This is a genomic window from Staphylococcus arlettae, assembly GCF_002902345.1.
GTDB lineage: Bacteria > Bacillota > Bacilli > Staphylococcales > Staphylococcaceae > Staphylococcus > Staphylococcus arlettae.
On sequence record NZ_PPQB01000005.1, the window covers coordinates 291,051 to 314,842 of the forward strand.

25 protein-coding genes are annotated in these 23,792 nt (G+C 32.5%); 24 read left to right on the plus strand and 1 reads right to left on the minus strand.

What is annotated here, in order from left to right:
• Positions 1–109: 109 nt before the first annotated feature.
• The 9 genes from CD036_RS01550 (at position 110) to recO (ending at position 6,732) form a co-directional block, all read left to right on the plus strand.
• Positions 110–790, plus strand: coding sequence for an NfeD family protein (locus CD036_RS01550; protein ID WP_031266853.1), 681 nt, complete (start codon positions 110–112; stop codon positions 788–790).
• Between the two features lie 19 nt (positions 791–809).
• Entirely contained in the window at positions 810–1,793 is a 984-nt protein-coding gene (floA, locus tag CD036_RS01555) for a flotillin-like protein FloA (protein ID WP_002510505.1), read from the plus strand.
• 14 nt (positions 1,794–1,807) lie between these two features.
• Positions 1,808–2,431: a hypothetical protein gene (locus CD036_RS01560; RefSeq protein WP_103387861.1), complete on the plus strand. Its 624-nt coding sequence runs from the start codon at positions 1,808–1,810 to the stop codon at positions 2,429–2,431.
• 395 nt (positions 2,432–2,826) lie between these two features.
• Entirely contained in the window at positions 2,827–3,774 is a 948-nt protein-coding gene (locus CD036_RS01565; protein ID WP_002510507.1) for a PhoH family protein, read from the plus strand.
• Between the two features lie 3 nt (positions 3,775–3,777).
• On the plus strand, positions 3,778–4,242 hold the full coding sequence (ybeY, locus tag CD036_RS01570; protein WP_002510508.1) for an rRNA maturation RNase YbeY: 465 nt from the start codon (positions 3,778–3,780) through the stop codon (positions 4,240–4,242).
• A 2-nt stretch (positions 4,243–4,244) separates the two neighbouring features.
• Positions 4,245–4,586, plus strand: coding sequence for a diacylglycerol kinase family protein (locus CD036_RS01575; RefSeq protein WP_002510509.1), 342 nt, complete (start codon positions 4,245–4,247; stop codon positions 4,584–4,586).
• 51 nt (positions 4,587–4,637) lie between these two features.
• Complete coding sequence (cdd, locus tag CD036_RS01580; RefSeq protein WP_002510510.1) at positions 4,638–5,045, plus strand: cytidine deaminase; 408 nt, start codon at positions 4,638–4,640, stop codon at positions 5,043–5,045.
• Complete coding sequence (gene era, locus CD036_RS01585; protein WP_002510511.1) at positions 5,045–5,941, plus strand: GTPase Era; 897 nt, start codon at positions 5,045–5,047, stop codon at positions 5,939–5,941. The genes cdd and era overlap by 1 nt, the downstream gene beginning before the upstream one ends.
• 23 nt (positions 5,942–5,964) lie before the next feature.
• Complete coding sequence (gene recO / locus CD036_RS01590) at positions 5,965–6,732, plus strand: DNA repair protein RecO (RefSeq protein WP_002510512.1); 768 nt, start codon at positions 5,965–5,967, stop codon at positions 6,730–6,732.
• 360 nt (positions 6,733–7,092) lie between these two features.
• On the opposite strand, the gene CD036_RS01595 is transcribed toward recO, so the two are convergent.
• The gene (locus CD036_RS01595; protein WP_002509781.1) at positions 7,093–8,484 is read right to left on the minus strand and encodes a glycine--tRNA ligase; all 1,392 of its coding nucleotides are present in this window, start codon (positions 8,482–8,484) and stop codon (positions 7,093–7,095) included.
• A 347-nt stretch (positions 8,485–8,831) separates the two neighbouring features.
• On the opposite strand from CD036_RS01595, the gene ccpN reads away from it, so the two are divergent.
• The 15 genes from ccpN (at position 8,832) to CD036_RS01670 (ending at position 23,783) form a co-directional block, all read left to right on the plus strand.
• Positions 8,832–9,455, plus strand: a complete 624-nt coding sequence (gene ccpN / locus CD036_RS01600) for a transcriptional regulator CcpN (RefSeq protein WP_082435647.1) — start codon at positions 8,832–8,834, stop codon at positions 9,453–9,455.
• A gap of 12 nt (positions 9,456–9,467) precedes the next feature.
• Complete coding sequence (locus CD036_RS01605) at positions 9,468–10,295, plus strand: pyruvate, water dikinase regulatory protein (RefSeq protein WP_002509779.1); 828 nt, start codon at positions 9,468–9,470, stop codon at positions 10,293–10,295.
• Positions 10,296–10,336: 41 nt separating this feature from the next.
• A complete protein-coding gene (dnaG, locus tag CD036_RS01610; RefSeq protein WP_103387862.1) occupies positions 10,337–12,118 on the plus strand; it encodes a DNA primase in 1,782 nt (593 codons plus the stop codon).
• A gap of 143 nt (positions 12,119–12,261) precedes the next feature.
• Positions 12,262–13,368, plus strand: a complete 1,107-nt coding sequence (gene rpoD / locus CD036_RS01615) for an RNA polymerase sigma factor RpoD (protein ID WP_002509777.1) — start codon at positions 12,262–12,264, stop codon at positions 13,366–13,368.
• A gap of 65 nt (positions 13,369–13,433) precedes the next feature.
• Entirely contained in the window at positions 13,434–14,111 is a 678-nt protein-coding gene (locus CD036_RS01620) for a tRNA (adenine(22)-N(1))-methyltransferase (protein WP_002509776.1), read from the plus strand.
• On the plus strand, positions 14,112–15,215 hold the full coding sequence (locus CD036_RS01625) for a Nif3-like dinuclear metal center hexameric protein (RefSeq protein WP_002509775.1): 1,104 nt from the start codon (positions 14,112–14,114) through the stop codon (positions 15,213–15,215).
• A gap of 76 nt (positions 15,216–15,291) precedes the next feature.
• Positions 15,292–16,635, plus strand: coding sequence for a DEAD/DEAH box helicase (locus CD036_RS01630; RefSeq protein ID WP_002509774.1), 1,344 nt, complete (start codon positions 15,292–15,294; stop codon positions 16,633–16,635).
• Between the two features lie 9 nt (positions 16,636–16,644).
• On the plus strand, positions 16,645–17,535 hold the full coding sequence (locus CD036_RS01635) for a deoxyribonuclease IV (RefSeq protein ID WP_002509773.1): 891 nt from the start codon (positions 16,645–16,647) through the stop codon (positions 17,533–17,535).
• Between the two features lie 171 nt (positions 17,536–17,706).
• Entirely contained in the window at positions 17,707–18,483 is a 777-nt protein-coding gene (locus CD036_RS01640; protein ID WP_002509772.1) for a metal ABC transporter ATP-binding protein, read from the plus strand.
• Positions 18,476–19,336 carry a metal ABC transporter permease gene (locus CD036_RS01645; protein ID WP_021459923.1) on the plus strand — a complete coding sequence of 287 codons (861 nt, stop codon included), beginning with the start codon at positions 18,476–18,478 and terminating at the stop codon, positions 19,334–19,336. The genes CD036_RS01640 and CD036_RS01645 overlap by 8 nt, the downstream gene beginning before the upstream one ends.
• Positions 19,326–19,739: a Fur family transcriptional regulator gene (locus tag CD036_RS01650; protein WP_021459924.1), complete on the plus strand. Its 414-nt coding sequence runs from the start codon at positions 19,326–19,328 to the stop codon at positions 19,737–19,739. Before CD036_RS01645 ends, CD036_RS01650 begins: the two co-directional genes overlap by 11 nt.
• 323 nt (positions 19,740–20,062) lie before the next feature.
• Entirely contained in the window at positions 20,063–20,662 is a 600-nt protein-coding gene (locus CD036_RS01655; RefSeq protein WP_021459925.1) for a superoxide dismutase, read from the plus strand.
• Positions 20,663–20,782: 120 nt separating this feature from the next.
• Entirely contained in the window at positions 20,783–22,828 is a 2,046-nt protein-coding gene (locus CD036_RS01660; RefSeq protein WP_103387863.1) for a peptidoglycan D,D-transpeptidase FtsI family protein, read from the plus strand.
• A gap of 141 nt (positions 22,829–22,969) precedes the next feature.
• Entirely contained in the window at positions 22,970–23,119 is a 150-nt protein-coding gene (gene rpmG, locus CD036_RS01665; RefSeq protein ID WP_002509766.1) for a 50S ribosomal protein L33, read from the plus strand.
• A 124-nt stretch (positions 23,120–23,243) separates the two neighbouring features.
• Positions 23,244–23,783, plus strand: coding sequence for a 5-formyltetrahydrofolate cyclo-ligase (locus CD036_RS01670; protein WP_103387864.1), 540 nt, complete (start codon positions 23,244–23,246; stop codon positions 23,781–23,783).
• The last annotated feature ends 9 nt before the right edge of the window (positions 23,784–23,792 follow it).

The following is a 23,792-nucleotide window of genomic DNA, read 5'->3' on the forward strand; positions in this document are numbered from 1 at the left end:
TTGTAATTTTAACATCGATATTAGTTAAACTATATTAATAGCTATCTGTTTATTGTATAATTAGAGGTGAGAGTGAGGTGAAATCGTGGAGTTATTATCAAATATACATATGCAAAATGTGCTAAATATGATTCAAGGTGAAAGTTGGTTGATGAATTTAGCGGATTTTATTGTAAATCCAATAATTACGCTAATATTGACGAGTATTATCTTTTTAGGTTTCTTGTATCAATTATACTCTAAAAAAATTAATATCATCGGTATTATTTCAACTTTAGCATTACTCATATTCTTTTTAGGTTTTTTAGTGAAAGGCGACGTTAATGTTGTGTCGATTATTTTATTCGGCATTGGCGTTATTTTTGTCATTATTGAATTATTTGTCGTCGGAGCAGTAATTGGCTTGATTGGAATGGGGTTAATTATATTCAGCATTATCACATTAGGTGATAATTTAATTTTTATGATTGGTAATGTAGTTATTGCACTAATTTTATCAATTATTGAGTGGGTGATATTAGTGAAAATATTCAAACGCAATATTCCATTTTTAGATAAAGTCGTATTAAAAGATTCAACAAATACTGAATCAGGTTATACTTCCCATGATGATCGCTCTCATTTAGTTGGTAAAACGGCCACTACTTTAACGGACCTAAGACCAGCTGGTATTATTTCTTATGGCACTGAACGTATCGACGCTGTCTCAGATGGCTCGTTTATTTTACGAAATAAAGAAGTCACAATCTTGGAAGTAGAAGGTACAAGAGTTGTCGTAAGAGAAATTTAAAATAAAAAGGAGATTCAATATGATAGGTTTATTAATTATAGTCGTTATAGTTGTTATTGCCTTACTATTATTATTTTCTTTCGTTCCTGTAGGCCTATGGATTTCTGCTATCGCAGCAGGCGTAAAAGTCGGTATAGGTACACTTGTAGGAATGAGATTGAGAAGAGTATCACCACGTAAGGTTATCGCTCCATTAATTAAAGCACATAAAGCAGGTTTAAATCTTACGACGAATCAACTAGAGTCACACTATTTAGCAGGTGGTAATGTAGATCGAGTTGTAGATGCTAATATTGCTGCGCAAAGAGCAGATATTAATTTACCATTTGAACGTGGCGCTGCTATTGATTTAGCAGGACGTGATGTACTTGAAGCAGTACAAATGTCTGTAAATCCAAAAGTTATTGAAACACCATTTATTGCAGGTGTTGCTATGAATGGTATCGAAGTTAAAGCGAAAGCTAGAATTACAGTTCGTGCCAATATCGCGCGTTTAGTTGGTGGTGCTGGTGAAGAAACAATCATCGCTCGTGTCGGTGAGGGTATTGTTTCGACAATTGGTTCTAGTGAACACCATACAGAAGTATTAGAAAATCCAGATAACATTTCCAAAACTGTATTAAGTAAAGGTTTAGATTCTGGTACTGCATTTGAAATTTTATCGATTGATATTGCTGATGTAGATATTAGCAAGAATATTGGTGCAGATCTACAAACTGAACAAGCACTTGCTGATAAAAATATTGCGCAAGCAAAAGCTGAAGAACGTAGAGCTATGGCTGTTGCCCAAGAGCAAGAAATGAAAGCCAAAGTACAAGAAATGCGTTCTAAAGTTGTTGAAGCAGAAGCAGAAGTACCATTAGCTATGGCTGAAGCATTACGTTCAGGAAATATTGGCGTTGGTGATTACTATAACTTAAAAAATGTAGAAGCTGATACAGGCATGCGTAATGCCATTAATAAGAGAACTAAAAAAGATGAAGATGAATCACCGGAAAAATAATTAGGGGTGATTAAATGAATTTAGGTATTATAATCTTTGTAATATCTGTAGTAGTTACAATCATTGGCGCGATTCGAGATAATAGTCACAAGCAAAGACAACAACAGCAACCTAAAAAAAATCCACAGCAAGAATCACAGCCGAAAAGAGGATTTTTCGAAGAACTTGAGAGAAAATTCAATGAGCTTGAAGAAGAATTTGATCCAAGTCGCCAATCTGATCGAAAATCATCTAACCCTGAACCACCTACACCACAACCTACAGAAACTACCGCACAAGAGGAAGTGGACAGACATACTGAGTCAAAACAACAACCAGAATCGACACCTAGTAAGAATAAAAGCGAGGAAAATCTGAAAAAAGAACTCGAAGACTCATTATTAAACGATTTAAAAGATGTTCGCTCAGAGATGGATAGAGAGCAAGAGAAACAGTTACAACGGATGGACAAGAAAGCACGTGCCATTATCAATGATCAATATTTATCAGCGAGAACTAAACGTTTTCGTCTGAAACAACTAATGCAAAATTATCAAAGTGGCTCAACGAGTAGTCAAAATGATTTACGGTTTGATGAAGATGAAGTTGTTAATGGTATTGTTTGGTCTGAAATATTAAATCAACCTAAACGATTGTAAGTAAAAGCCTGGAACATTTTGTTCTAGGCTTTTTAATTTTATACTTTTGTTCACACTTTTTCGTTTGTTCAAGTGTTTTAAAGGATAAAATTATAATTAGTATTTACGCTTTAGTTGTTTACGCAATGCACAAATTGTGTAATATTAAGTCAAATGATATTTTAATGTAAATATGTTGTTAAATTATAGCTAAATTAGGCTTTTTTAAATGCACTTTAAAATATTATTGTTGCTTAACGTGGTATAATATAAATGTAAAAAGTTGTTAGCTTAATCTTATTTGGACTTGAGAATACAATTGCTTTTTACCACTATACAAACAATTAATTGTATTCTAAAATCAGATAAGATTAATTACTATTAATTAGAAATCTTTATTGTAAAGGAGCGCCTATATGCCTGGTATAATTCAAATAGACGATATCAATGAAGCTCAAGCTCTCATTGGAAATAATGATGAACATATTAAAGCTATCGAAGAAGGATTTGATGTCGTCGTACATGCTCGCGGCCAAGAAATCGCAGTAAAAGGAAATATTGTGGAGCATGTTGAAAAAGCAGAATCGGTATTAATAAATTTATTGAAAGTGATTCAACAAGGCATTAATATTTCGCTGAAAGATGTTGAGTCAGCTATAAAAATGGCTCAGAACGGTACAATAAAACAATTATTAGATTTATACGAAGATGAGATTACTAAAGATGCTTTCGGTAAAGTAATTCGTGCAAAAACAATGGGTCAACGTTTGTATATCAATGCTATGAATCGAAATGATTTAGTTTTTGGAATAGGGCCTGCCGGTACAGGAAAAACATTTTTAGCTGTTGTATATGCTGCCAAACAATTACGTAAAGGGAATGTGAAACGTATTGTCCTTACGAGACCAGCAGTTGAAGCTGGAGAATCACTAGGATTTTTACCGGGTGACCTAAAAGAAAAAGTAGATCCTTATTTAAGACCTTTATATGATGGATTAAACACTGTTTTAGGAAGAGAACAATCTGCAAGATTTATCGAAAGAGGTATTATTGAAATCGCACCGCTTGCATATATGAGAGGACGTACACTAGATGATGCCTTTGTTATTCTAGATGAAGCACAAAACACTACACACGCACAGATGAAAATGTTTTTAACACGTTTAGGTTTTGGCTCAAAAATGGTAGTTACTGGTGATCCAACCCAAGTGGATTTACCTAAAGGAATAAAAAGCGGATTGAAAGAAGCCACGAAAAAATTAAGTGACGTTAAAGGTATAAGTATTTTAAAACTTGATCAAAGTGATGTTGTGAGACATCCGTTAGTTAGTAAAATTATAGACAAATACGAAGGAGTTGAGTAATCGTTGTTTACAATAGACTTTAGTGACCATACAGAGGAAGTTGATACTACTTGGTATAATCAGATAGACAAGTTACTCACATTTGCAAAAGAGCAAGAAAATATTGAAGGTGAAGCTGAACTTTCAGTAACGTTTGTTGATAAAACAGAAATACAAAGTATTAATCATATGTATCGTGATAAAGATAAAGTGACTGATGTCATATCATTTGCTTTGGAAGAAGAAGAACCGGAAATTGTCGGTATCGATATGCCAAGAGTGTTAGGGGATATTATTATATGTACAGACGTCGCCAAAGAACAAGCAGATGCATATAACCATACTTTTGAACGTGAATTAGGTTTTCTTGCATTACATGGCTTTTTGCACTTGTTAGGTTATGACCATATGACTGAAGAAGAAGAGAAACAAATGTTTGGCAGACAAGATGCCATATTAGACGCATATGGACTGACGAGAGACAAGTAGTTATGAAACGATTTAAATATGCTTTGCAAGGACTTAATACGATAGTTAAAAAAGATTGGAAATTCACTATACATTTATGCTGTGCGGCAATGGCTATTTTGCTAGGCATATTTGTCGGTATAAACAAAGTCGAATGGTTATTTTTAATAATAGCGATTAGCCTAGTGCTCGCGTTTGAAGCAATTAATACTGCTGTTGAATATGTTGTTGATTTATGTACAAAGGAGTATAATATACTAGCCAAATATGCGAAAGATATTGCTGCCTTTAGTGTATTAATTGTATCAGTGATGTCGCTTATTATAGGGTTGATTATTTTTATACCATATTTGTTGGCGCTGTAATATAGAATAAGTTTATTTTTATATACGCTTCATTAATGGGAGGGGAACATAATGACATTTCAAAAACATTATTTTAACGAAGTACGAGAAGCACAAAAACGAGCACATGCACCTTATAGTAACTTTAAAGTAGGTGCTTATTTAGTTACCAAAGATGGACAATCTTTTTATGGGGCAAATGTTGAAAATGCTGCATACCCAATGACTATTTGTGCAGAACGTTCTAGCTTAGTAGCCGCTATTGGTCAAGGCTATCAAGCTGGAGATTTTGCAGCCATTACTATTACTGTAGATGCTGATCAACCATCATCTCCGTGTGGAGCATGCAGACAAGTAATGAAAGAATTGTGCGATGATGATATGCCTGTATATATGACAAATCAAACAGGCGAAATGATAGAATCTACAGTAGGCGAATTGTTGCCACTTGGATTCTCCGGAAAGGATTTAAATAATTAATGGAACATAAATCAGGATTTGTATCAATTATCGGTAGACCGAATGTCGGTAAATCTACTTTTGTGAATAGAGTTATCGGACATAAAATAGCAATTATGTCTGATAAAGCACAAACAACTAGAAATAAAATACAAGGTGTTATGACTGAAGATGATGCACAAATTATCTTTTTAGATACACCTGGTATTCATAAACCCAAACATAAATTAGGCGATTATATGATGCGTGTAGCAAAAAACACACTTTCAGAGATCGATGCGATTATGTTTATGGTCAACATTAACGAAGATATTGGTCGTGGTGATGAGTTTATCATGGAAATGTTAAAAACAATTAAAACACCAGTGTTTTTAGTATTAAATAAGATAGATTTAGTACATCCAGATGAACTAATGCCTAGAATAGAGCAATATCAAAAATATATGGATTTCACGGAAATCGTTCCAATTTCTGCACTTGAAGGTCACAATGTTGACCATTTCCTATCTGTACTTAAGTCTTATTTACCAGAAGGACCTAAATATTATCCAGATGACCAAATTTCTGACCATCCAGAACAATTTGTCGTTGGGGAATTAATTCGTGAAAAGATATTACACTTAACAAGCGAAGAAATTCCACATGCAATAGGCGTTAATGTGGATCGTATGGTTAAAGAAGATGAAGATAGAGTACGCATTGAAGCAACTATCTTTGTTGAAAGAGATTCACAAAAAGGAATCGTCATTGGTAAAGGTGGCAAAAAGTTAAAAGAAGTTGGCAAACGAGCTAGAAAAGACATTGAAATGTTGTTAGGTTCCAAAGTTTATTTAGAACTTTGGGTTAAAGTACAACGAGATTGGCGTAATAAAGTTAATTTCATTCGTCAAATGGGATATGTAGAAGATCAAGATTAATTTTAGCTTGAGGTGAAATGTAAATGTTAATCAAGCAAAAAGGTATTGTTATTAAAAGTGTTGACTACGGTGAGTCAGATAAAATAATAACGATATTAAATGAGCATGGGGCGAAAGTACCACTTATGGCAAGAAGGGCCAAAAAGAATAAAACAGGATTACAAGCTCATACACAGTTATTCGTGTATGGGTTGTTTATTTATTCTAAGTGGAAAGGTATGGGAACATTAAGTTCCATAGACGTCATCAATCAAAATTACAATTTAAGATTAGACATCTATGAAAGTAGTTTTGCTAGTTTATGTACTGAAGTCATTGATCGTGCTATAGAGAATGATGAAGTATCGCAATTTAATTATCAATTATTATCATTTGTCTTGCAAAAGATTTCAAATGGTGTATCAGCACAATTAATGTCTGTTATTGTCTTGCTAAAGAATATGGCGAAATTTGGGTTTTCAGCCATTTTTGATCATTGTGTTCTTACTAAAAATACAGACCAATCAACCCTTGCTGCATATAGTTTTAAATATGATGGTGCAATTGCCGAATCGGTTATTGATCAAGATCCGCATGCCTTTAAGCTTTCTAATAGAGCGCTGTATTTATTATCAATCTTACAACAATTGCCAGTATCAAAAATGAATAATTTGAATATACATTCTGACATAGTAGATGAAATGTCTGAATTAGTGATTTTATTGTATAAGGAATATGCAGGTATGTATTTCAAAAGCCAAAAGTTAATAAATCAGTTGCATAGATTAGACAATAACATTGAAGATAATTAAAAAGTACGAGACAAAAGTATCTTTGACTAAAAAATAAACGCCAACTTCTATTGAGTAGATATAGAAGTTGGCATTTTCTTTAGTATTATGAAATTTTCTCAATTATTATAGTACTTTAACATTTTGTTATAATTGTCATTAATTTTTTAATAACAAAATATAAATTGTACTAATTTAGTAACGTGTTGACGTCCGGGGAATAGTATGTGTGAGAGACTACAGGCTCGAACCATACCCCAGGAAAGCATGCACAGTCAAAATCGAATATTTTTAAATATAAATAAAGAGGACCCATCCATATTAAGGATTAGTCCTCTTATTTGAGAATGGGGATTTATATCCCAACCTCTTATAATTTAATTAAAATTTAACTTTATCAGTTAAGAATGCTTCTAACTCAGCAATTGGCATACGAACTTGTTCCATTGAATCACGGTCACGTACTGTAACTTGTTGATCTTCTAATGAATCGAAGTCAAATGTAATACAATAAGGTGTACCAATTTCATCTTGACGACGGTAACGTTTACCAATTGATTGAGATTCATCAAAATCAATTGAGAAGTTAGCACTTAACTCTTCGAAAATTTTAATGGCTTCGCCTGATAATTTTTTGCTTAATGGTAACACTGCTGCTTTATAAGGTGCTAAAGCAGGGTGGAAGTGTAATACTGTACGTGCATCTTTACTACCTTCAACACCTTCTTCTGCATATGCATCACATAAGAAAGCTAATGTTACACGATCAGCACCTAATGAAGGTTCGATACAATAAGGAATATACTTATCATTTGTTTCTTGGTCATGGTAAGTAAAATCTTCACCTGAATGTTCGCTATGTTTTCTTAAGTCATAATCTGTTCGGCTTGCGATGCCCCATAATTCACCCCAACCAAATGGGAAACGATATTCAATATCTGTCGTTGCATTTGAATAATGAGATAATTCATCTTCATCGTGATCACGTAAACGTGTATTGCTTTCACTTAAACCTAAGTCTTTCAACCATTGGCTTGCAAATGTTTTCCAATATGATTGCCACTCAATTTCTTCTCCTGGCTTACAGAAGAATTCAAGTTCCATTTGTTCAAATTCACGCGTACGGAAAATAAAGTTACCTGGTGTAATTTCGTTACGGAAAGATTTACCAATTTGACCTATACCAAAAGGTAATTTTTTACGCATTGTACGTTGAACATTTTTATAGTTAACAAAAATACCTTGCGCAGTTTCAGGACGTAAGAATAGTTCATTTGTAGAATCTTCAGTTACACCTTGGAATGTTTTAAACATAAGGTTAAACTGACGAATATCAGTCCAGTTTGCAGTACCACTTACAGGACATACGATACCTTCATCTTCAATAATACGTTTCATTTCATCGAAACTTAAGCCATCAGCGACAAAGTTTTCGTCACCTTTTTCATTTAACATATAATCTTCAATGATTTTATCTGCACGATATCTAATTTTACTATCTTTATTATCAATCATTGGATCGTTAAAGTTACCTAAATGACCAGAGGCTTCCCAAGTTTTAGGATTCATTAAAATGGCTGCATCAATACCAACGTTATATGGTGATTGAGTAATGAATTTTTGCCACCATGCTTTTTTAACGTTGTTTTTTAGTTCAACACCTAGTGGACCATAGTCCCAAGTGTTAGATAAACCACCATAAATGTCACTACCAGGGAATACAAAACCTCTATGTTTTGCTAATTGTACTACTGTTTCCATATCTTTCGTCATATCAAAATGCACTCCTTTTTTACATAAAAACGCCCCAAGACAAAGAAAATTACACATAGTAATTTAAACATTGCCTTGGGACGAGTTAATAATAATACCACAAATGTTGTGTGTTATTTCTAATTTTTAGTTAACCCGCGGTTCCACCCAAATTAGTGTAGCCACTCACTTTTAAATTTATTTTTAATTGATTACGCCATTATTACTTGCTAAGCTCTCACCGCCCTTAGCTCGCTTCACTGTTTATTCTAATCTATAGTTTAACTATTAGCAAGTAATTATATGTATTTGTAGCAGGAAGCAATTCAATGTATAATTATGATGTATGAGTAAAGGGGTGAAAGGCTATAGAACTTAGTAAAAGGCAACAACAAATTGTCGATATTGTAAAGAATAATGGACCGATTACCGGTGAGCATATAGCAGAGCGATTAGACCTTACTAGAGCTACTTTAAGACCTGATTTAGCTATTTTAACAATGTCAGGTATTTTAGAAGCACGACCACGAGTAGGTTACTATTATGCAGGAAAGCCTAAAAACAAATTAATTTCAGATCAATTAAAAAAATATGTAGTCAAAGATTATTTATCTCAGCCTGTTGTCGTTAAAAATGAAATGTCAGTTTATGATGCGATATGTACTATTTTTTTAGAAGATGTAAGTACATTATTTGTGATTAACGAAGATGGTGATTTTATAGGAGTTTGTTCACGCAAAGATTTGCTAAGAGCTTCTATGATTGGTGACGATATTCATTCAATGCCTGTAAATATCGTCATGACAAGAATGCCTAATTTGAATTACATATTAGAAAATGAACGCGTAGTTTATGCAGCGAATTTAATGATTGAAAAAGAAATAGATTCGTTACCCATAGTAAATAAAAAAGATAATGGTAAATTTGAAGTTAAAGGTAGAATCTCTAAAACTACAATAACTAATATTTTTGTATCATTATTTAATGAATAGGTGGTTAATGAAATGGAAAAGATAAATTTAATAGTTGCATCAGATTCTATTGGCGAAACAGCAGAATTAGTAGCAAGAGCATGTATATCTCAGTTTAATCCCAATCAGTGTGAACATGAAATATTGAGATATCCTTATATAGAAGCATTAGAAAATGTTGATGAGGTCGTACAAGTAGCTCGTGAAACGGACGCCATTATAGTGTACACGTTAGTGAAACCAGAAATACGTAAATATATGGAAGCTAAAGTAAGAGAACTTAATATTAAAAGTGTTGACATTATGGGACCGTTAATGAACATCTTATTAGAACGCATAGATGAACAACCGTATTATGAACCAGGATTAGTACACAGACTTGATGAGGCTTATTTTAAAAAAATAGATGCTATCGAATTTGCGGTTAAATATGATGATGGTAAAGATCCAAAAGGATTAGAAAAAGCGGATATAGTATTATTAGGCATATCTAGAACTTCTAAAACGCCATTATCACAATATTTAGCACATAAAAGTTATAAAGTAATGAACATTCCTATTGTGCCAGAGGTGGTTCCGCCTGAAAACTTATTTAATGTTGATCCATCAAAATGTATCGCTTTAAAAATTAGTGAGGAAAAACTTAATAGAATTAGAAAAGAACGGTTACGTCAACTTGGTTTAGGTGAAAGTGCAAGATATGCTACAGAACAACGTATAAAAGAAGAGCTTGATTACTTCCATAATTTAGTTGAGAAAATCCGTTGTCCTGTTATTGATGTCTCTGATAAAGCTATTGAAGAAACAGCCAATGATATTATTAGTATTATTGAGCATAATAATTTCAAAAAAGGTATTTAACAGTTATAATTGTATAACTAATGTGTAATAGGTGATAAAATTTGCGAATTGAACAAGCAGTAATAAATGATATAAAAGATAAAACAGATATCCTTGATTTAGTAAGTGAATACGTAAAATTAGAAAAAAGAGGGCGAAACTATATTGGTTTATGCCCTTTCCACGATGAAAAAACACCATCGTTCACCGTTTCAGAAGATAAACAAATTTGTCATTGTTTCGGTTGTAAAAAAGGTGGTAATGTCTTTCAATTCACTCAAGAAATTAAGGATATTTCCTTTGTTGAAGCAGTAAAAGAACTAGGTGAGCGTGTTAATATTACTGTGGATTTACCATCTGAAACACCATCAAATGATGGTCATCAAATTGCATCAGATGATTTGAAGATGATTGAAATGCATGAATTAATGCAAGAATATTATCATTATGCTCTAAAAAAAACTGTAGAAGGTGAAGCAGCGTTAAATTATTTAAAAGAACGTGGTTTTACAGATGAATTAATAGATGCGCGTCAAATAGGTTATGCACCTAATAATACGCATTTTTGTCATGATTTTTTACAGAAAAAAGGCTATGATATTCAACTTGCATTTGAAGCTGGTTTATTATCACGTAACGAAGAAAACTTTAGTTATTTCGATAGATTTCGAGATCGAATTATGTTCCCATTAATGAATGCTCAATCACGTATTGTAGGATATTCAGGACGTACTTATACGAATCAAGAACCAAAATATTTAAATTCACCAGAAACACCAATATTTCATAAAAGGAAATTACTATATAATGTAGATCGCGCCCGCAAAACGATTAGAAAAGTAGATGAAGCAATATTACTTGAAGGTTTTATGGATGTTATCAAAGCGGATCAAGCAGGATTAAAGCAAGTAGTTGCAAGTATGGGGACACAGCTATCGCAAGAACATATAACATTCCTTAAAAAATTAACTTCCAATATTACTTTAATGTTTGATGGAGACTTTGCAGGAAGTGAAGCTACATTAAAAACAGGAGATGTTTTACTAAAACAAGGCTTTAATGTGTTTGTAGTACAATTACCTAAAAATATGGATCCTGATGAATATATTGGTAAATATGGTGCGGATGCATTTAATCACTTTGTAAATCATGAAAAAAAAGCGTATTTAATTTATAAAGTATTATTGCATCAAGATGAAATTAATAATAATGATTTAGCTTATGAAAAATATCTTAAAGAGATTACGAATGAAATTGGATTTATGCAATCGCCAATTTTAAAGAAAAAGGTATTGCAAGAAGTAGCGGAATTGTTTAAAGTTAGTCAGGAAAGTCTAAGTAATGAAGTAGGAGCCGTACAATCGTACTATGAACCTCAAATTCCAAGTGTGCCCAACATACCACAGTTCACTAATTTAACTAAACAAGAAAAAGCAGAACGAAACTTGTTAAGACATTTCATGAATGATAAAGATACATTTTTAAATTACCACCAATTAATTGCGCCTGAAGACTTTACAAATGAGTATTTTAAGCGTATATTTAATGTTTTACGTGAGTTTTATGCCGATAATGGTACGTTCGACATTAGTGATGTGTTGCAATATATCGACATTTCAGAGATAAAAGAAGCATTTATATCTTTAGATAATTATAAGATAAATGAAGAACCGTTTGAATATGAAATCGATGACTATATCAACACTATTACTGCTAATAGAACAGAAGAAACTGCAGTATCTTTAAATCAAAAATTAAATGATGCATTACGTCTTGGTGATACGGAATTACAAAAATATTACTTAGCAAAGATTGTAGACTACAATAAAAATAGAATGAATTAACAGTTACGGTACAACTCAACTTACAATTGTATAATTATGAGGTTAACAATGTTTAAGTAACGTCATAAATGGCAATGAGTACTAATAAACTCTCACAATTAAACAAAATGTATTCGTTGATATTATATTCGGGAGGCCTTTTCATGTCTGTAGATAAAGTTAAAGTAAAGAAACAAACAATTGACCCATCTCTAACTTTAGAAGATGTTAAAAAACAATTAATCGAAAAAGGTAAAAAAGAAGGGCATTTAAGCCACGAAGAAATTGCAGAAAAACTGCAAAACTTCGAAATGGATCCAGATCATATGGATGATTTTTTCGATCAGCTAAATGACAATGATATTAGTTTAGTAAATGAAAAAGATAGTAATGATACAGATGATAAAATTAATCCTAACGACCTAAGTGCGCCTCCAGGTGTCAAAATAAATGATCCTGTCCGTATGTATTTAAAAGAAATAGGACGTGTTAATTTATTAAGTGCACAAGAAGAAATTGAACTGGCAAAACGTATCGAAGATGGTGACGAAGTTGCTAAGTCTAGATTGGCTGAGGCAAACTTACGTCTAGTAGTCAGCATCGCTAAACGTTATGTCGGTCGTGGAATGTTATTCTTAGATTTAATTCAAGAAGGAAATATGGGACTGATTAAAGCAGTTGAAAAATTCGACTTTAATAAAGGGTTTAAATTTTCAACTTATGCGACTTGGTGGATTAGACAGGCAATAACTCGTGCTATAGCCGACCAAGCACGTACAATTCGTATTCCAGTGCATATGGTAGAAACAATTAATAAATTAATTCGTGTTCAACGTCAATTATTACAAGATTTGGGAAGAGATCCAGCACCTGAAGAAATTGGTGAAGAAATGGATCTACCACCAGAAAAGGTACGAGAAATTTTAAAAATTGCTCAAGAACCTGTATCATTAGAAACCCCAATTGGTGAAGAAGATGACAGCCATTTAGGTGATTTCATCGAAGATCAAGAGGCGCAAAGCCCTTCAGATCACGCTGCTTACGAACTTTTAAAAGAACAATTAGAAGATGTGTTAGATACATTAACAGACCGTGAAGAAAATGTTTTACGTTTAAGATTTGGTTTAGATGATGGTAGAACACGTACATTAGAAGAAGTTGGTAAAGTGTTTGGCGTTACAAGAGAAAGAATTCGTCAAATTGAAGCAAAAGCATTAAGAAAATTAAGACATCCAAGCAGAAGTAAACGTCTTAAAGATTTTATGGACTAATTTATGGCTCTTTTGTACTTTCTATGTGCAAAAGAGCTTTTTATTTAATACAAGGGAGTTAACTCATGATTCAAATTAATCAACGCTTAAAAAAAGTTAGTGAATATATAAAAGGTGATTATCTGGCTGATATTGGTTCGGATCACGCTTATTTACCTATTTATGCAATTGAAAATAATTTAACTGCACGAGCTATAGCTGGTGAAGTAATTCGTGGACCCTTTGATGCATCAGTAAAAAATGTGCGCGCACATGGTTTAGAATCAGTAATTTCTGTTGAACTAGGTGATGGTTTAACAGTACTAAAAACGGATAATGCTATAACATCTATTACTATATGTGGCATGGGCGGACCACTTATCACTAAAATATTAAGAGCAGGTCAAGAAAAATTAACTAACAGACCCCGTCTAATTTTACAAAGCAATATACAATCACAGCCTATACGCGTTTTATTACAACAACTAAATTATACAATTGTAGATGAAGTGTTAATGACAGAAAAAGGCCATACGTATGAAATAATTGTGGCCGATTATTCACCAGAAATTAAAAATTTATCACTGTTAGAATTGAAATTTGGCCCTATCTTACTGTCACAAAAATCAGAACTGTTTTATCAAAAATGGGAACGTGAGTTAACAGCATTAGAGCATATATTAACACAACTGAATCAAACTACTCACAGAGAACGAATTACGGAAATCGAAAATGAAATTCAAATGATTAAAGAGGTGCTTTAAATGAATATTAAAACACTACTACACACAATCGAACAACATGTTCCATTTACAACTGCTGAGTCATGGGATAATGTAGGTCTATTAATAGGCGATAAACAAGCTAAAATATCAGGTGTTTTAACTGCGCTTGATTGTACGATTGAAGTTGTAGATGAGGCTATTTCTAAAGGTCTCAACACAATTATTTGTCATCACCCATTAATATTTAAAGGTATAAAATCAGTAGTAGAACAAGATGGATATGGTGCGATTATTAGAAAAATAATTAAACATGATATCAACCTAATAGCATTACATACAAATCTAGACGTCTACTCAGATGGCGTGAATAAAATGCTTGCCGATAAAATGAATTTAACCAATCTAAAACCTTTAAATTCAGCAGACCACTATTATTACAAAGTTCAAGTATATGTACCTCAAAATAATGTTGAATCGTTAAAACAAAATCTTAGTGAGCACGGCCTAGCTGAAGAGGGTAATTATGAATATTGCTTTTTTGAATCAGCTGGTACTGGTAATTTTAAACCAGTTGATGGTGCTAATCCTCATCAAGGTAAATTACATTCAATTGAGCAAGTTGCAGAAGTTAAGCTGGAATTTATGATAAATAGTTCTCAAAAGGTATTGGCACAACAATTAATTGAACAATATCATCCATACGAAACACCTGTGTACGACTTTGTTGAAATGACTAAAGTTGCTAACTATGGCTTAGGGGTTATCGGTGAGTTACCAGCAACACAAAATGTCTCAGCTTTTACTGCATCAATTAAAGAAAATTTAAATATGCCAAGTGTACGTTATATTGGTGATTTAAATGCACATATTAAAAAAGTAGCTATCATTGGTGGTGCAGGGATTGGTTATGAATATCAAGCACAAGCATTGGGTGCGGATATTTTTATAACTGGCGATATTAAACATCACGAAGCATTAGATGCGAAAATAAATCAGATGAATTTATTAGATATTAATCATTATAGCGAGTATGTGATGAAAGAAGGACTTATCAACTTACTGAATAACTGGTTACCCGTTGAAAACATCGATTTTACAATGGTGGCATCAGAACTAAATACTGATCCATATAACTATTTATAAAAATACGCATAAATATATTCAAATTCATGTGTTCTTCCTTTATAATAAGTAAGATGAAATTTAAGGAGGCCAAAATATGGCTAATCACCCATTCGAGAATTTTAAATTGGATGCCGAATTAATTGAGGCGGTAAAAGATTTAAAATTTGATAAACCAACAGAAATACAAAGTAGAGTAATTCCTAAAATATTAAAACAAGCTAATATCATAGGTCAGTCACAAACAGGAACAGGTAAATCACATGCTTTTTTACTTCCATTAATTCAAAATATTGATATTTCAATTCACGAACCACAGGCTGTTGTAGTAGCGCCTACGCGTGAATTAGCACAACAACTATTTGACGCAGCACAACACTTAACACAATTCAAAACAGATGTTTCAGTCAAACTATTTATTGGTGGTACTGATTTCGAGAAAGACAGACAACGTGCCAAAAATCAACCACAATTGATCATTGGCACACCTACACGTGTAAATGATTTAGCTAAACATGGTGATTTACATGTACATTTAGCATCATATCTCGTTATTGATGAAGCGGATTTAATGATAGATTTAGGCTTAATTGAAGATGTCGATTTAATTGCTACTCGTTTAGATGAGTCTGCAAATATCGCTGTATTTAGTGCAACTATTCCTAAATCTTTACATCCATTCTTAAATAAATATTTAGAGCAACCAGAGTTTATTGAAATTGAACACACTACTCAAAACAAAAAGAATATCGATTTTTACTTAATACCGACTAAGGGTGACGCAAAAATTGATAAAACTCTGAAATTGATGGATGTTATTAATCCTTATTTATGTATTATCTTTTGTAATAGTAGAGATAGTGCTAACGAATTAGGGCAACAATTAAATGAAGCAGGTATCAAACTTGGCATGATCCATGGTGGACTTACACCTAGAGAGCGTAAACAACAAATGAAACGCATTAGAAACTTAGAGTTCCAATATGTTATTGCAAGTGATTTAGCTTCGCGTGGCATTGATATCGACGGTGTTAGTCATGTTATTAATTTTGATGTGCCTAATGATATTGATTTCTTTACACATCGTGTAGGACGAACTGGCCGTGGACAATACCATGGTATAGCTATAACGCTTTATAGTCCCGATGAAGAAGCAAATATTGGGTTAATAGAAGAACGCGGTTACGTCTTTAAAGATGTTGATATTAAAAATGGTGAGCTACAAGCTATAAAAGCACATAACAAACGACAATCTCGTAAAAATAAAGATGACCATTTAACTAATCAAATTAAAAATAAAGTTAAACGTAACAACAAAAAAACAGTTAAGCCAGGATATAAGAAAAAATTCAAACGTGAATTAGAAGAATTAAAGCGTAAAGAACGTAAACAATACAGTAAACGACAAAATAGACAAGCTAGAAAAAATAAAAAAGGATAGGTGAGTTTTATGTTATTAGGATCTCATGTATCAATGAGTGGTAAAAAAATGCTTGAAGGATCTGCCGAAGAAGCATATAAATTCGGAGAATCAACTTTTATGATTTATACTGGTGCACCTCAAAATACTCGTCGTAAAGCTATTGAAGATTTAAATATTGAACGTGGCCAAGCGTTTATGGCTGAACACGGTTTATCGAATATTGTAGTACATGCACCTTATATAATTAATATTGCTAATACCGAAAAACCTCACGTCTTTAATCTTGGCGTTGAATTTTTACAAAGTGAAATAGAACGTACTCAAGCAATTGGAGCACGTGACATAGTTCTACATCCGGGTTCACATGTCGGTGCAGGTGAAGAAAAAGGTACTAAAAAGATTATCGAAGGTTTAAATGAAGTACTAACAAACGATAATAATGTACGTATCGCTTTAGAAACAATGGCTGGGAAAGGTTCAGAAATAGGTAGATCATTTGAACAAATCGCTGAAATTATTAACGGTGTAGAGCATAATGAACGCTTATCTGTATGTTTTGATACATGCCACACACATGATGCAGGGTACAATGTAAAAGAAGATTTCGATGGCGTATTAAACGAATTTGATAAAATCGTAGGCGTTGATCGAATTAAAGTAGTGCACGTAAATGATAGTAAAAATCCTATTGGCGCCCATAAAGACCGCCACGAGAATATTGGATTTGGTCATATTGGATTTGAGGCTTTAAATTATATTGTACATCATGATACTTTCAAAGATATACCGAAAATTTTAGAAACACCTTATGTGGGTGAAGATAAAAAGAACAAAAAACCACCATATAAATTTGAAATTGAAATGTTGAAAAACCAACGTTTTGAAGCAGATTTAAAAGAACAAATTTTAAATCAGTAATTATCTATAGATTAAGTTGAGACGATATATATTGTTAATTGACTGTGATTATTAAAACAGCCAATAGTAACTCCTATATCGTACTTAACTTAATCTTTTTATCTTTAAGTCGTAAACATTACTATTTACATATATACAAGTAAGCTGTATAGTATTACTCGAGGTGAAAAAATGGCTACACCAGTTTTTGAATTAAAAAATTTAGATTATTATTTTGATAATAAAAAAGTATTGGATAACATTAATATTAAAATCAATCCGGGTGAGTTTTTGGCCATTGTTGGTCCAAATGGCGCAGGGAAATCAACATTATTAAAAGTTATTTTGGGGTTATTACCAATACAAAAAGGAAAAATCTTTGTTGATGGCAAAGATTATAAAGGTAAACAATCGCTGTTAAAAATTAGTTACGTCTCTCAAAAAGCACTATCATTTAAAGCAGGATTTCCAGCAAGCGTCAAAGAGGTTGTTCTTAGTGGCTTAACTAAACGTAAAAGGCTAGGTCAATGGTTTAATAAACGTGATGACGAAAAAGTTAGAGCTGTGTTAACACGACTAAATATTAGTCATTTAATTGATAAAAATATCGCCGAATTGTCTGGTGGACAACAACAACGGATTTTAATTGCGCGTGCATTAATTAGCAACCCAAGTGTGTTAATTCTAGATGAGCCTACTAATGGAATTGATGCAAAACACGTTAACGAATTTTACGACACATTAGATAAATTGAAAGCTGAAGGTGTTACTATTATTTTGGTGACACATGATATTGGAGTAGTAGCAGATACTGCAACAGAAGTTGCTTGTTTAAATAAGCACATCCATTTTCACGGCACTACTGAAGATTTTAAATCACTAGATGAAGTTCAAATTTCTAAAATTTACGGACATCCAATTCAATTTGTCGATCATCAACATGATAGGGAGTGCTGTACAAATGATTGATGCACTATTGAATTTTGATTTTATGCGTTATTCACTTTTAAGCGGTATTTTAATAGGTTTTATCGCACCATTAATAGGTGCTTTTATCGTTGTTAGACGCTTATCACTTATTGCTGATGCACTAAGCCATGTTACACTTGGCGGAATTTCTTTTGGCATGTATGTTATTACTTTATTACCTGCCTTGACTTTTATTAATCCGATGTGGTTTGGTATATTATTTGCTGTTATCGGTGCTTTGTTAATTGAGAAATTACGAACGTCATATAGTAATTATCAAGAAATTGCAATTCCCATCATTATGAGTACAGGGATTGCGTTAAGTGCTATTTTCATATCACTCGCAGAAGGCTTTAATCAAGAAATAGTAGGCTTACTTTTTGGTTCAATTAGTGCCGTGACAATCAGTGATTTAATTACAATATTAATTGTTGTTGTAATTGTATTGTTTTTCATTTTAACCTTTTACAAGGAACTTTTTGTCTTATCATTTGATGAAGAATATAGTAAAGTAATCGGAATACCAAAATGGATTCAATTTGTTTTTATTGTCATCGTCGCTATGGTTATTTCTGCATCTATGCGTGTGGTAGGAATACTCTTAGTCAGTGCATTAATTACATTACCTGTTGCAATTACTATGCGCTTAACGAAAGGATTTAAGCAACTTATTATTTGGAGTATTATTATTGGTGAAATTTCAGTTATAGGCGGATTGATATTAGCATTTTACATCAATATATCACCTGGAGGCGTCATCGTTGTTTTATTAGTTTTATTATTAATGCTTACTATGTTATATCAAAAATTAAGTACATATAAGCACAAAGGAGCTGATACGGATGAAAACTGAAGAAGCGATTAAGATTATTAAACAACATGGTCATAAATATACCGATAAACGTCGAGATATGTTAAATATCTTTGTGGATGAAGATAAATATATTAATGCAAAACATATACAACGAGGCATGGATCAACACTATCCAGGTATTTCTTTCGATACTATTTATAGAAACTTACATTTATTTAAGGAACTTAATATTATTGAAAGCACTGAATTAGATGGTGAAATGAAATTTAGAATTGCATGTGCTGAACACCATCATCATCATTTTATATGTGAACAATGTGGTGACACAAAGGTCATAGAGTTTTGTCCAATGGAAGAGATTAAATCGAAATTACCAGGCGTCGAGATTAAACAACATAAATTGGAAGTTTACGGCATTTGTGAACAATGTCAATTAGCATAATAATTTAAAAATATGATTGATAATAAGGCTAATTCAAATTTTGAATTAGCCTTATTATTTTGTTACCACGTGTGCAAAACGTTACCAAAAGTGTCTTTTTATTAAAAATGTAAACGTAAAACATAGGTCAATAGTACGAATTACTTTTTATTTTATAATTTCTAACATTTATATGTTTAAATATTGCGAATTTGAGATATACTAATAAAGTAGCAAAGATGACAACTAATCTTTCAAAACAGTTATGCGCTAAGCATTTTGATTGTTGTAAGTAAGTTTAATTGTTATGCTTTATATATGATTAATTAGGAGGATGATTATTTATGGCTTTTGAATTACCAAATTTACCTTACGAGTTCGATGCATTAGAACCACACATCGATAAAGAAACAATGGAAATTCATCATGACAAGCACCACAACACATATGTTACAAAATTAAATGCAGCAGTAGAAGGTACTGATTTAGAATCTAAATCAATTGAAGAAATCGTCGCTAACTTAGATAGCGTACCTGAAGATATTCAAACAGCTGTGCGTAACAATGGTGGAGGACATATCAACCATTCATTGTTCTGGGAATTATTAACTCCTAACTCTGAAGAAAAAGGTACTGTAGTTGATAAAATTAAAGAACAATGGGGTTCTTTAGATGCATTTAAAGAAGAATTTGCAAATAAAGCTGCAGCACGTTTTGGTTCAGGTTGGGCATGGTTAGTAGTAAATAACGGTAACTTAGAAATCGTTACTACACCTAACCAAGACAACCCATTAACTGAAGGTAAAACACCTATTTTAGGTTTAGATGTTTGGGAACATGCATACTACTTAAAATATCAAAATAAACGTCCAGATTACATCAGTGCTTTCTGGAATGTTGTTAACTGGGAAAAAGTTGACGAACTATATAATGCAGCTAAATAAAAAGCTCATTTTATGACGACCTTTAAATGAGGTCGTCATTTTTTTGACTAAAATAATAGAAAAAATTCAACATTTCATATATCATTTATAGTGAGAACTTTTGAATAGAGGTAGGTTGATTTGTTAAAAAGATTAAAAGAAAAGTCAAATATTGAAAAAACAAGAGCTACAATGAACAAGAGAATTAGTTTTATTTTTGGCATTATTGTGTTCATTTTTGCAATTATAGTATTGCGCCTCGGTTATCTACAAATTGCCCAAGGTTCTCATTATAAACAGTTGATAAAAAATAGTGAAAATATTACTGTAAATGAATCTGTACCTAGAGGCAGAATACTAGATCGAAATGGAAAAGTAATTGTAGATAATGCATCAAAAATGTCTATTACATACACACGTGGTAAAAAAACGTCACAGTCTGAAATATTAGACACAGCAACAAAACTTTCCAAACTCATTAAAATGGATACGGATAGTATTACTGATAGAGATAAACAAGATTTTTGGGTGCAAAAGCATCCACAAAAATCTAAAGACATGATGCAACATGAAGAAAGTTTATTAAATGACGGTAGCATTACGCAAGAACAATATGACGAAACATTACGTAACAAAATCACTAAAAAACAATTGGATTCTCTTAGTGATGATGATTTACAAGTGTTAGCAATTTATAGAGAAATGATGGCTGGCTCAACTCTAGATCCACAAACTATTAAAAATGAAGATGTCAGTGAGGAAGAGTACGCAGCCGTATCACAAAAACTTTCAGATTTACCTGGTGTAAATACTGCAATGGACTGGGATCGAAAATATCCTTATGGCGATACATTGCGTGGTATTTTAGGTGACGTATCGACATCTAAAGAAGGTATACCTAAAGAATTAACAGATAAATACTTATCTAAAGGTTATTCACGAAATGATCGTGTCGGCAAATCTTACTTAGAATATCAATATGAAGATGTATTACGTGGTAAAAAGAAAGAAATGAAATATACTACGGATAAATCAGGAGAGATAATTGATTCTAAAGTAGTCAACCCTGGTTCACGTGGAGATGACTTAGTACTTTCTATTGATGTAGACTTGCAAAAGAAAACTGAAGAATATCTAGAAGAGCAAATTAAAAAATTGCGTAGTGAAGGTGCTAAGGATATGGACAATGCTTTGATGGTTGTTCAAAACCCTAATAATGGAGACGTCTTAGCAATGGTAGGTAAACAAATTGATAAAGATGGTAGTCTCACTGATTTTGATATCGGAACATTTACAGCACAATATACTGTAGGTTCGTCAGTTAAAGGTGGTACACTCTTAGCTGGTTATCAAAACGATGCTATTAATGTTGGAGAAGAAATGATTGATGAACCGCTCGAATTTTCAGATGGATTGAAAAAACATTCTTACTTTAACCAAGATGGAAAAGTAAGAATTGATGATAAAGAAGCATTAATGCATTCTTCCAACGTTTACATGTTTAAAACTGCTTTAAAAATTGCTGGGTCACCATATACACCAAATATGAACTTACCTTCAGATATTTCCATTGCTGGTCAAAAACTACGTAAAGGTCTTAATCAAGTTGGTCTCGGTGTGAAGACAGGTATAGATTTACCAAATGAAACAAGTGGTCAAATTGAGCCATTAAATAATAATCCTGGTAACTACCTTGATTTAGCTATTGGTCAATATGATACTTATACTCCTTTACAGTTGTCTCAATATGTTTCAACGATTGCTAATAATGGTTATCGTATTCAACCACATATCGGTCTTCAAATTCATGATGCAACTAATAAAGATTCATTAGGTCCTGTCAAACACAAAGTTAAAGGCAACGTGTTAAATAGAGTAAACAACACGCAAGATCAAATTGACCAAGTTCAAGAAGGTTTTGATATGGCGTTTAACGAAGAAGAAGGAACTGGTTATGAAAGCTTTAATGATACTACCGTTCCAAGTGCTGGTAAAACTGGTACTGCCGAAGTATTCCAAGATGGTAAACCTAAAGTTAACTCAACTTATATTGGTTATGCACCAATAAAAGACCCACAATTAGCATTTTCAATAGTTTATACGAACCAACCTGTTCCTGAACCATGGTTAAATGGTGGAGATGTTGGTAGAGATGTTATAGATTATTATTTTAAAAATAAAAAATAATGGCATTTAGCTATTAAAAGTAACATAATTTAATTACAAAACGTTGATGTATGGCATTTGGTATAAAATAATACTTTTCAATTTTCATGCAAAGTGGTATGATTAATTAGTCGTATTTTGAAAAGGTAAGGAGGAATTAGCATGCGCGTAAACGTAACTTTAGCTTGCACAGAATGTGGTGAAAGAAACTACATTTCAACAAAAAATAAACGTACTAATCCTGAACGTATAGAAATGAAAAAACACTGTGCTAGAGACAATAAACATACATTGCACCGTGAAACAAAATAATAATGTCTGAAGATAACCAGGTTCTTGATGAACCTGGTTATTTTTATGTCAGTTAGTGATTAATGACATGATAATGGAATAACGTTATAATAAGGACAGTATAAATAAAAATGAAGGTGAAAATGTGGATAAAAAAACATTGCGCACAAATATGATTAAACAAATGAAATCATTTGTTGGTGAAGCTAAACACACAGCTGATTTACATCTTGCTACTCAATTATATCAATCGATAACATATCAATCTGCACAACGTATTGGGATTGTTTTAGCAATGAGTCACGAAGTAGATACATATCAAATTATTAAACATATGCTTAATGACGGCAAAGAGGTATTTGTACCTCATACTGATTATGAGAATCGTGTTATGACATTTAAAGAAATTAACGATTTATCTCAAATTGGTAAGGATGACAAGGGGATTAACTATATTACTGCAGACACAACGATAACAAATGAGCTAGACTTAGTTATTGTACCGGGAGTAGTTTTTAATGACCAAGGATACCGTATAGGCTATGGTGGAGGCTATTTTGATAAATTTTTAAGCCAACACGAACAACAAACACTGAGTTTAATTTATGATTTCCAATTAAACGATTTCGAACCAGAGTCTCATGATCAACCAGTAGAAACATATATTGTAGCAACAACTAAATGACGGAGGCAA

Coding starts and splice junctions, on each gene's coding strand:
- CD036_RS01550 (WP_031266853.1), top strand. CDS start 110: ATGCAAAATGTGCTAAATATGATTCAAGGTGAAAGTTGGTTGATGAAT.
- floA (WP_002510505.1), top strand. CDS start 810: ATGATAGGTTTATTAATTATAGTCGTTATAGTTGTTATTGCCTTACTA.
- CD036_RS01560 (WP_103387861.1), top strand. CDS start 1,808: ATGAATTTAGGTATTATAATCTTTGTAATATCTGTAGTAGTTACAATC.
- CD036_RS01565 (WP_002510507.1), top strand. CDS start 2,827: ATGCCTGGTATAATTCAAATAGACGATATCAATGAAGCTCAAGCTCTC.
- CD036_RS01575 (WP_002510509.1), top strand. CDS start 4,245: ATGAAACGATTTAAATATGCTTTGCAAGGACTTAATACGATAGTTAAA.
- cdd (WP_002510510.1), top strand. CDS start 4,638: ATGACATTTCAAAAACATTATTTTAACGAAGTACGAGAAGCACAAAAA.
- era (WP_002510511.1), top strand. CDS start 5,045: ATGGAACATAAATCAGGATTTGTATCAATTATCGGTAGACCGAATGTC.
- recO (WP_002510512.1), top strand. CDS start 5,965: ATGTTAATCAAGCAAAAAGGTATTGTTATTAAAAGTGTTGACTACGGT.
- CD036_RS01595 (WP_002509781.1), bottom strand. CDS start 8,484: ATGACGAAAGATATGGAAACAGTAGTACAATTAGCAAAACATAGAGGT.
- CD036_RS01605 (WP_002509779.1), top strand. CDS start 9,468: ATGGAAAAGATAAATTTAATAGTTGCATCAGATTCTATTGGCGAAACA.
- rpoD (WP_002509777.1), top strand. CDS start 12,262: ATGTCTGTAGATAAAGTTAAAGTAAAGAAACAAACAATTGACCCATCT.
- CD036_RS01620 (WP_002509776.1), top strand. CDS start 13,434: ATGATTCAAATTAATCAACGCTTAAAAAAAGTTAGTGAATATATAAAA.
- CD036_RS01625 (WP_002509775.1), top strand. CDS start 14,112: ATGAATATTAAAACACTACTACACACAATCGAACAACATGTTCCATTT.
- CD036_RS01630 (WP_002509774.1), top strand. CDS start 15,292: ATGGCTAATCACCCATTCGAGAATTTTAAATTGGATGCCGAATTAATT.
- CD036_RS01635 (WP_002509773.1), top strand. CDS start 16,645: ATGTTATTAGGATCTCATGTATCAATGAGTGGTAAAAAAATGCTTGAA.
- CD036_RS01640 (WP_002509772.1), top strand. CDS start 17,707: ATGGCTACACCAGTTTTTGAATTAAAAAATTTAGATTATTATTTTGAT.
- CD036_RS01645 (WP_021459923.1), top strand. CDS start 18,476: ATGATTGATGCACTATTGAATTTTGATTTTATGCGTTATTCACTTTTA.
- CD036_RS01650 (WP_021459924.1), top strand. CDS start 19,326: ATGAAAACTGAAGAAGCGATTAAGATTATTAAACAACATGGTCATAAA.
- CD036_RS01655 (WP_021459925.1), top strand. CDS start 20,063: ATGGCTTTTGAATTACCAAATTTACCTTACGAGTTCGATGCATTAGAA.
- rpmG (WP_002509766.1), top strand. CDS start 22,970: ATGCGCGTAAACGTAACTTTAGCTTGCACAGAATGTGGTGAAAGAAAC.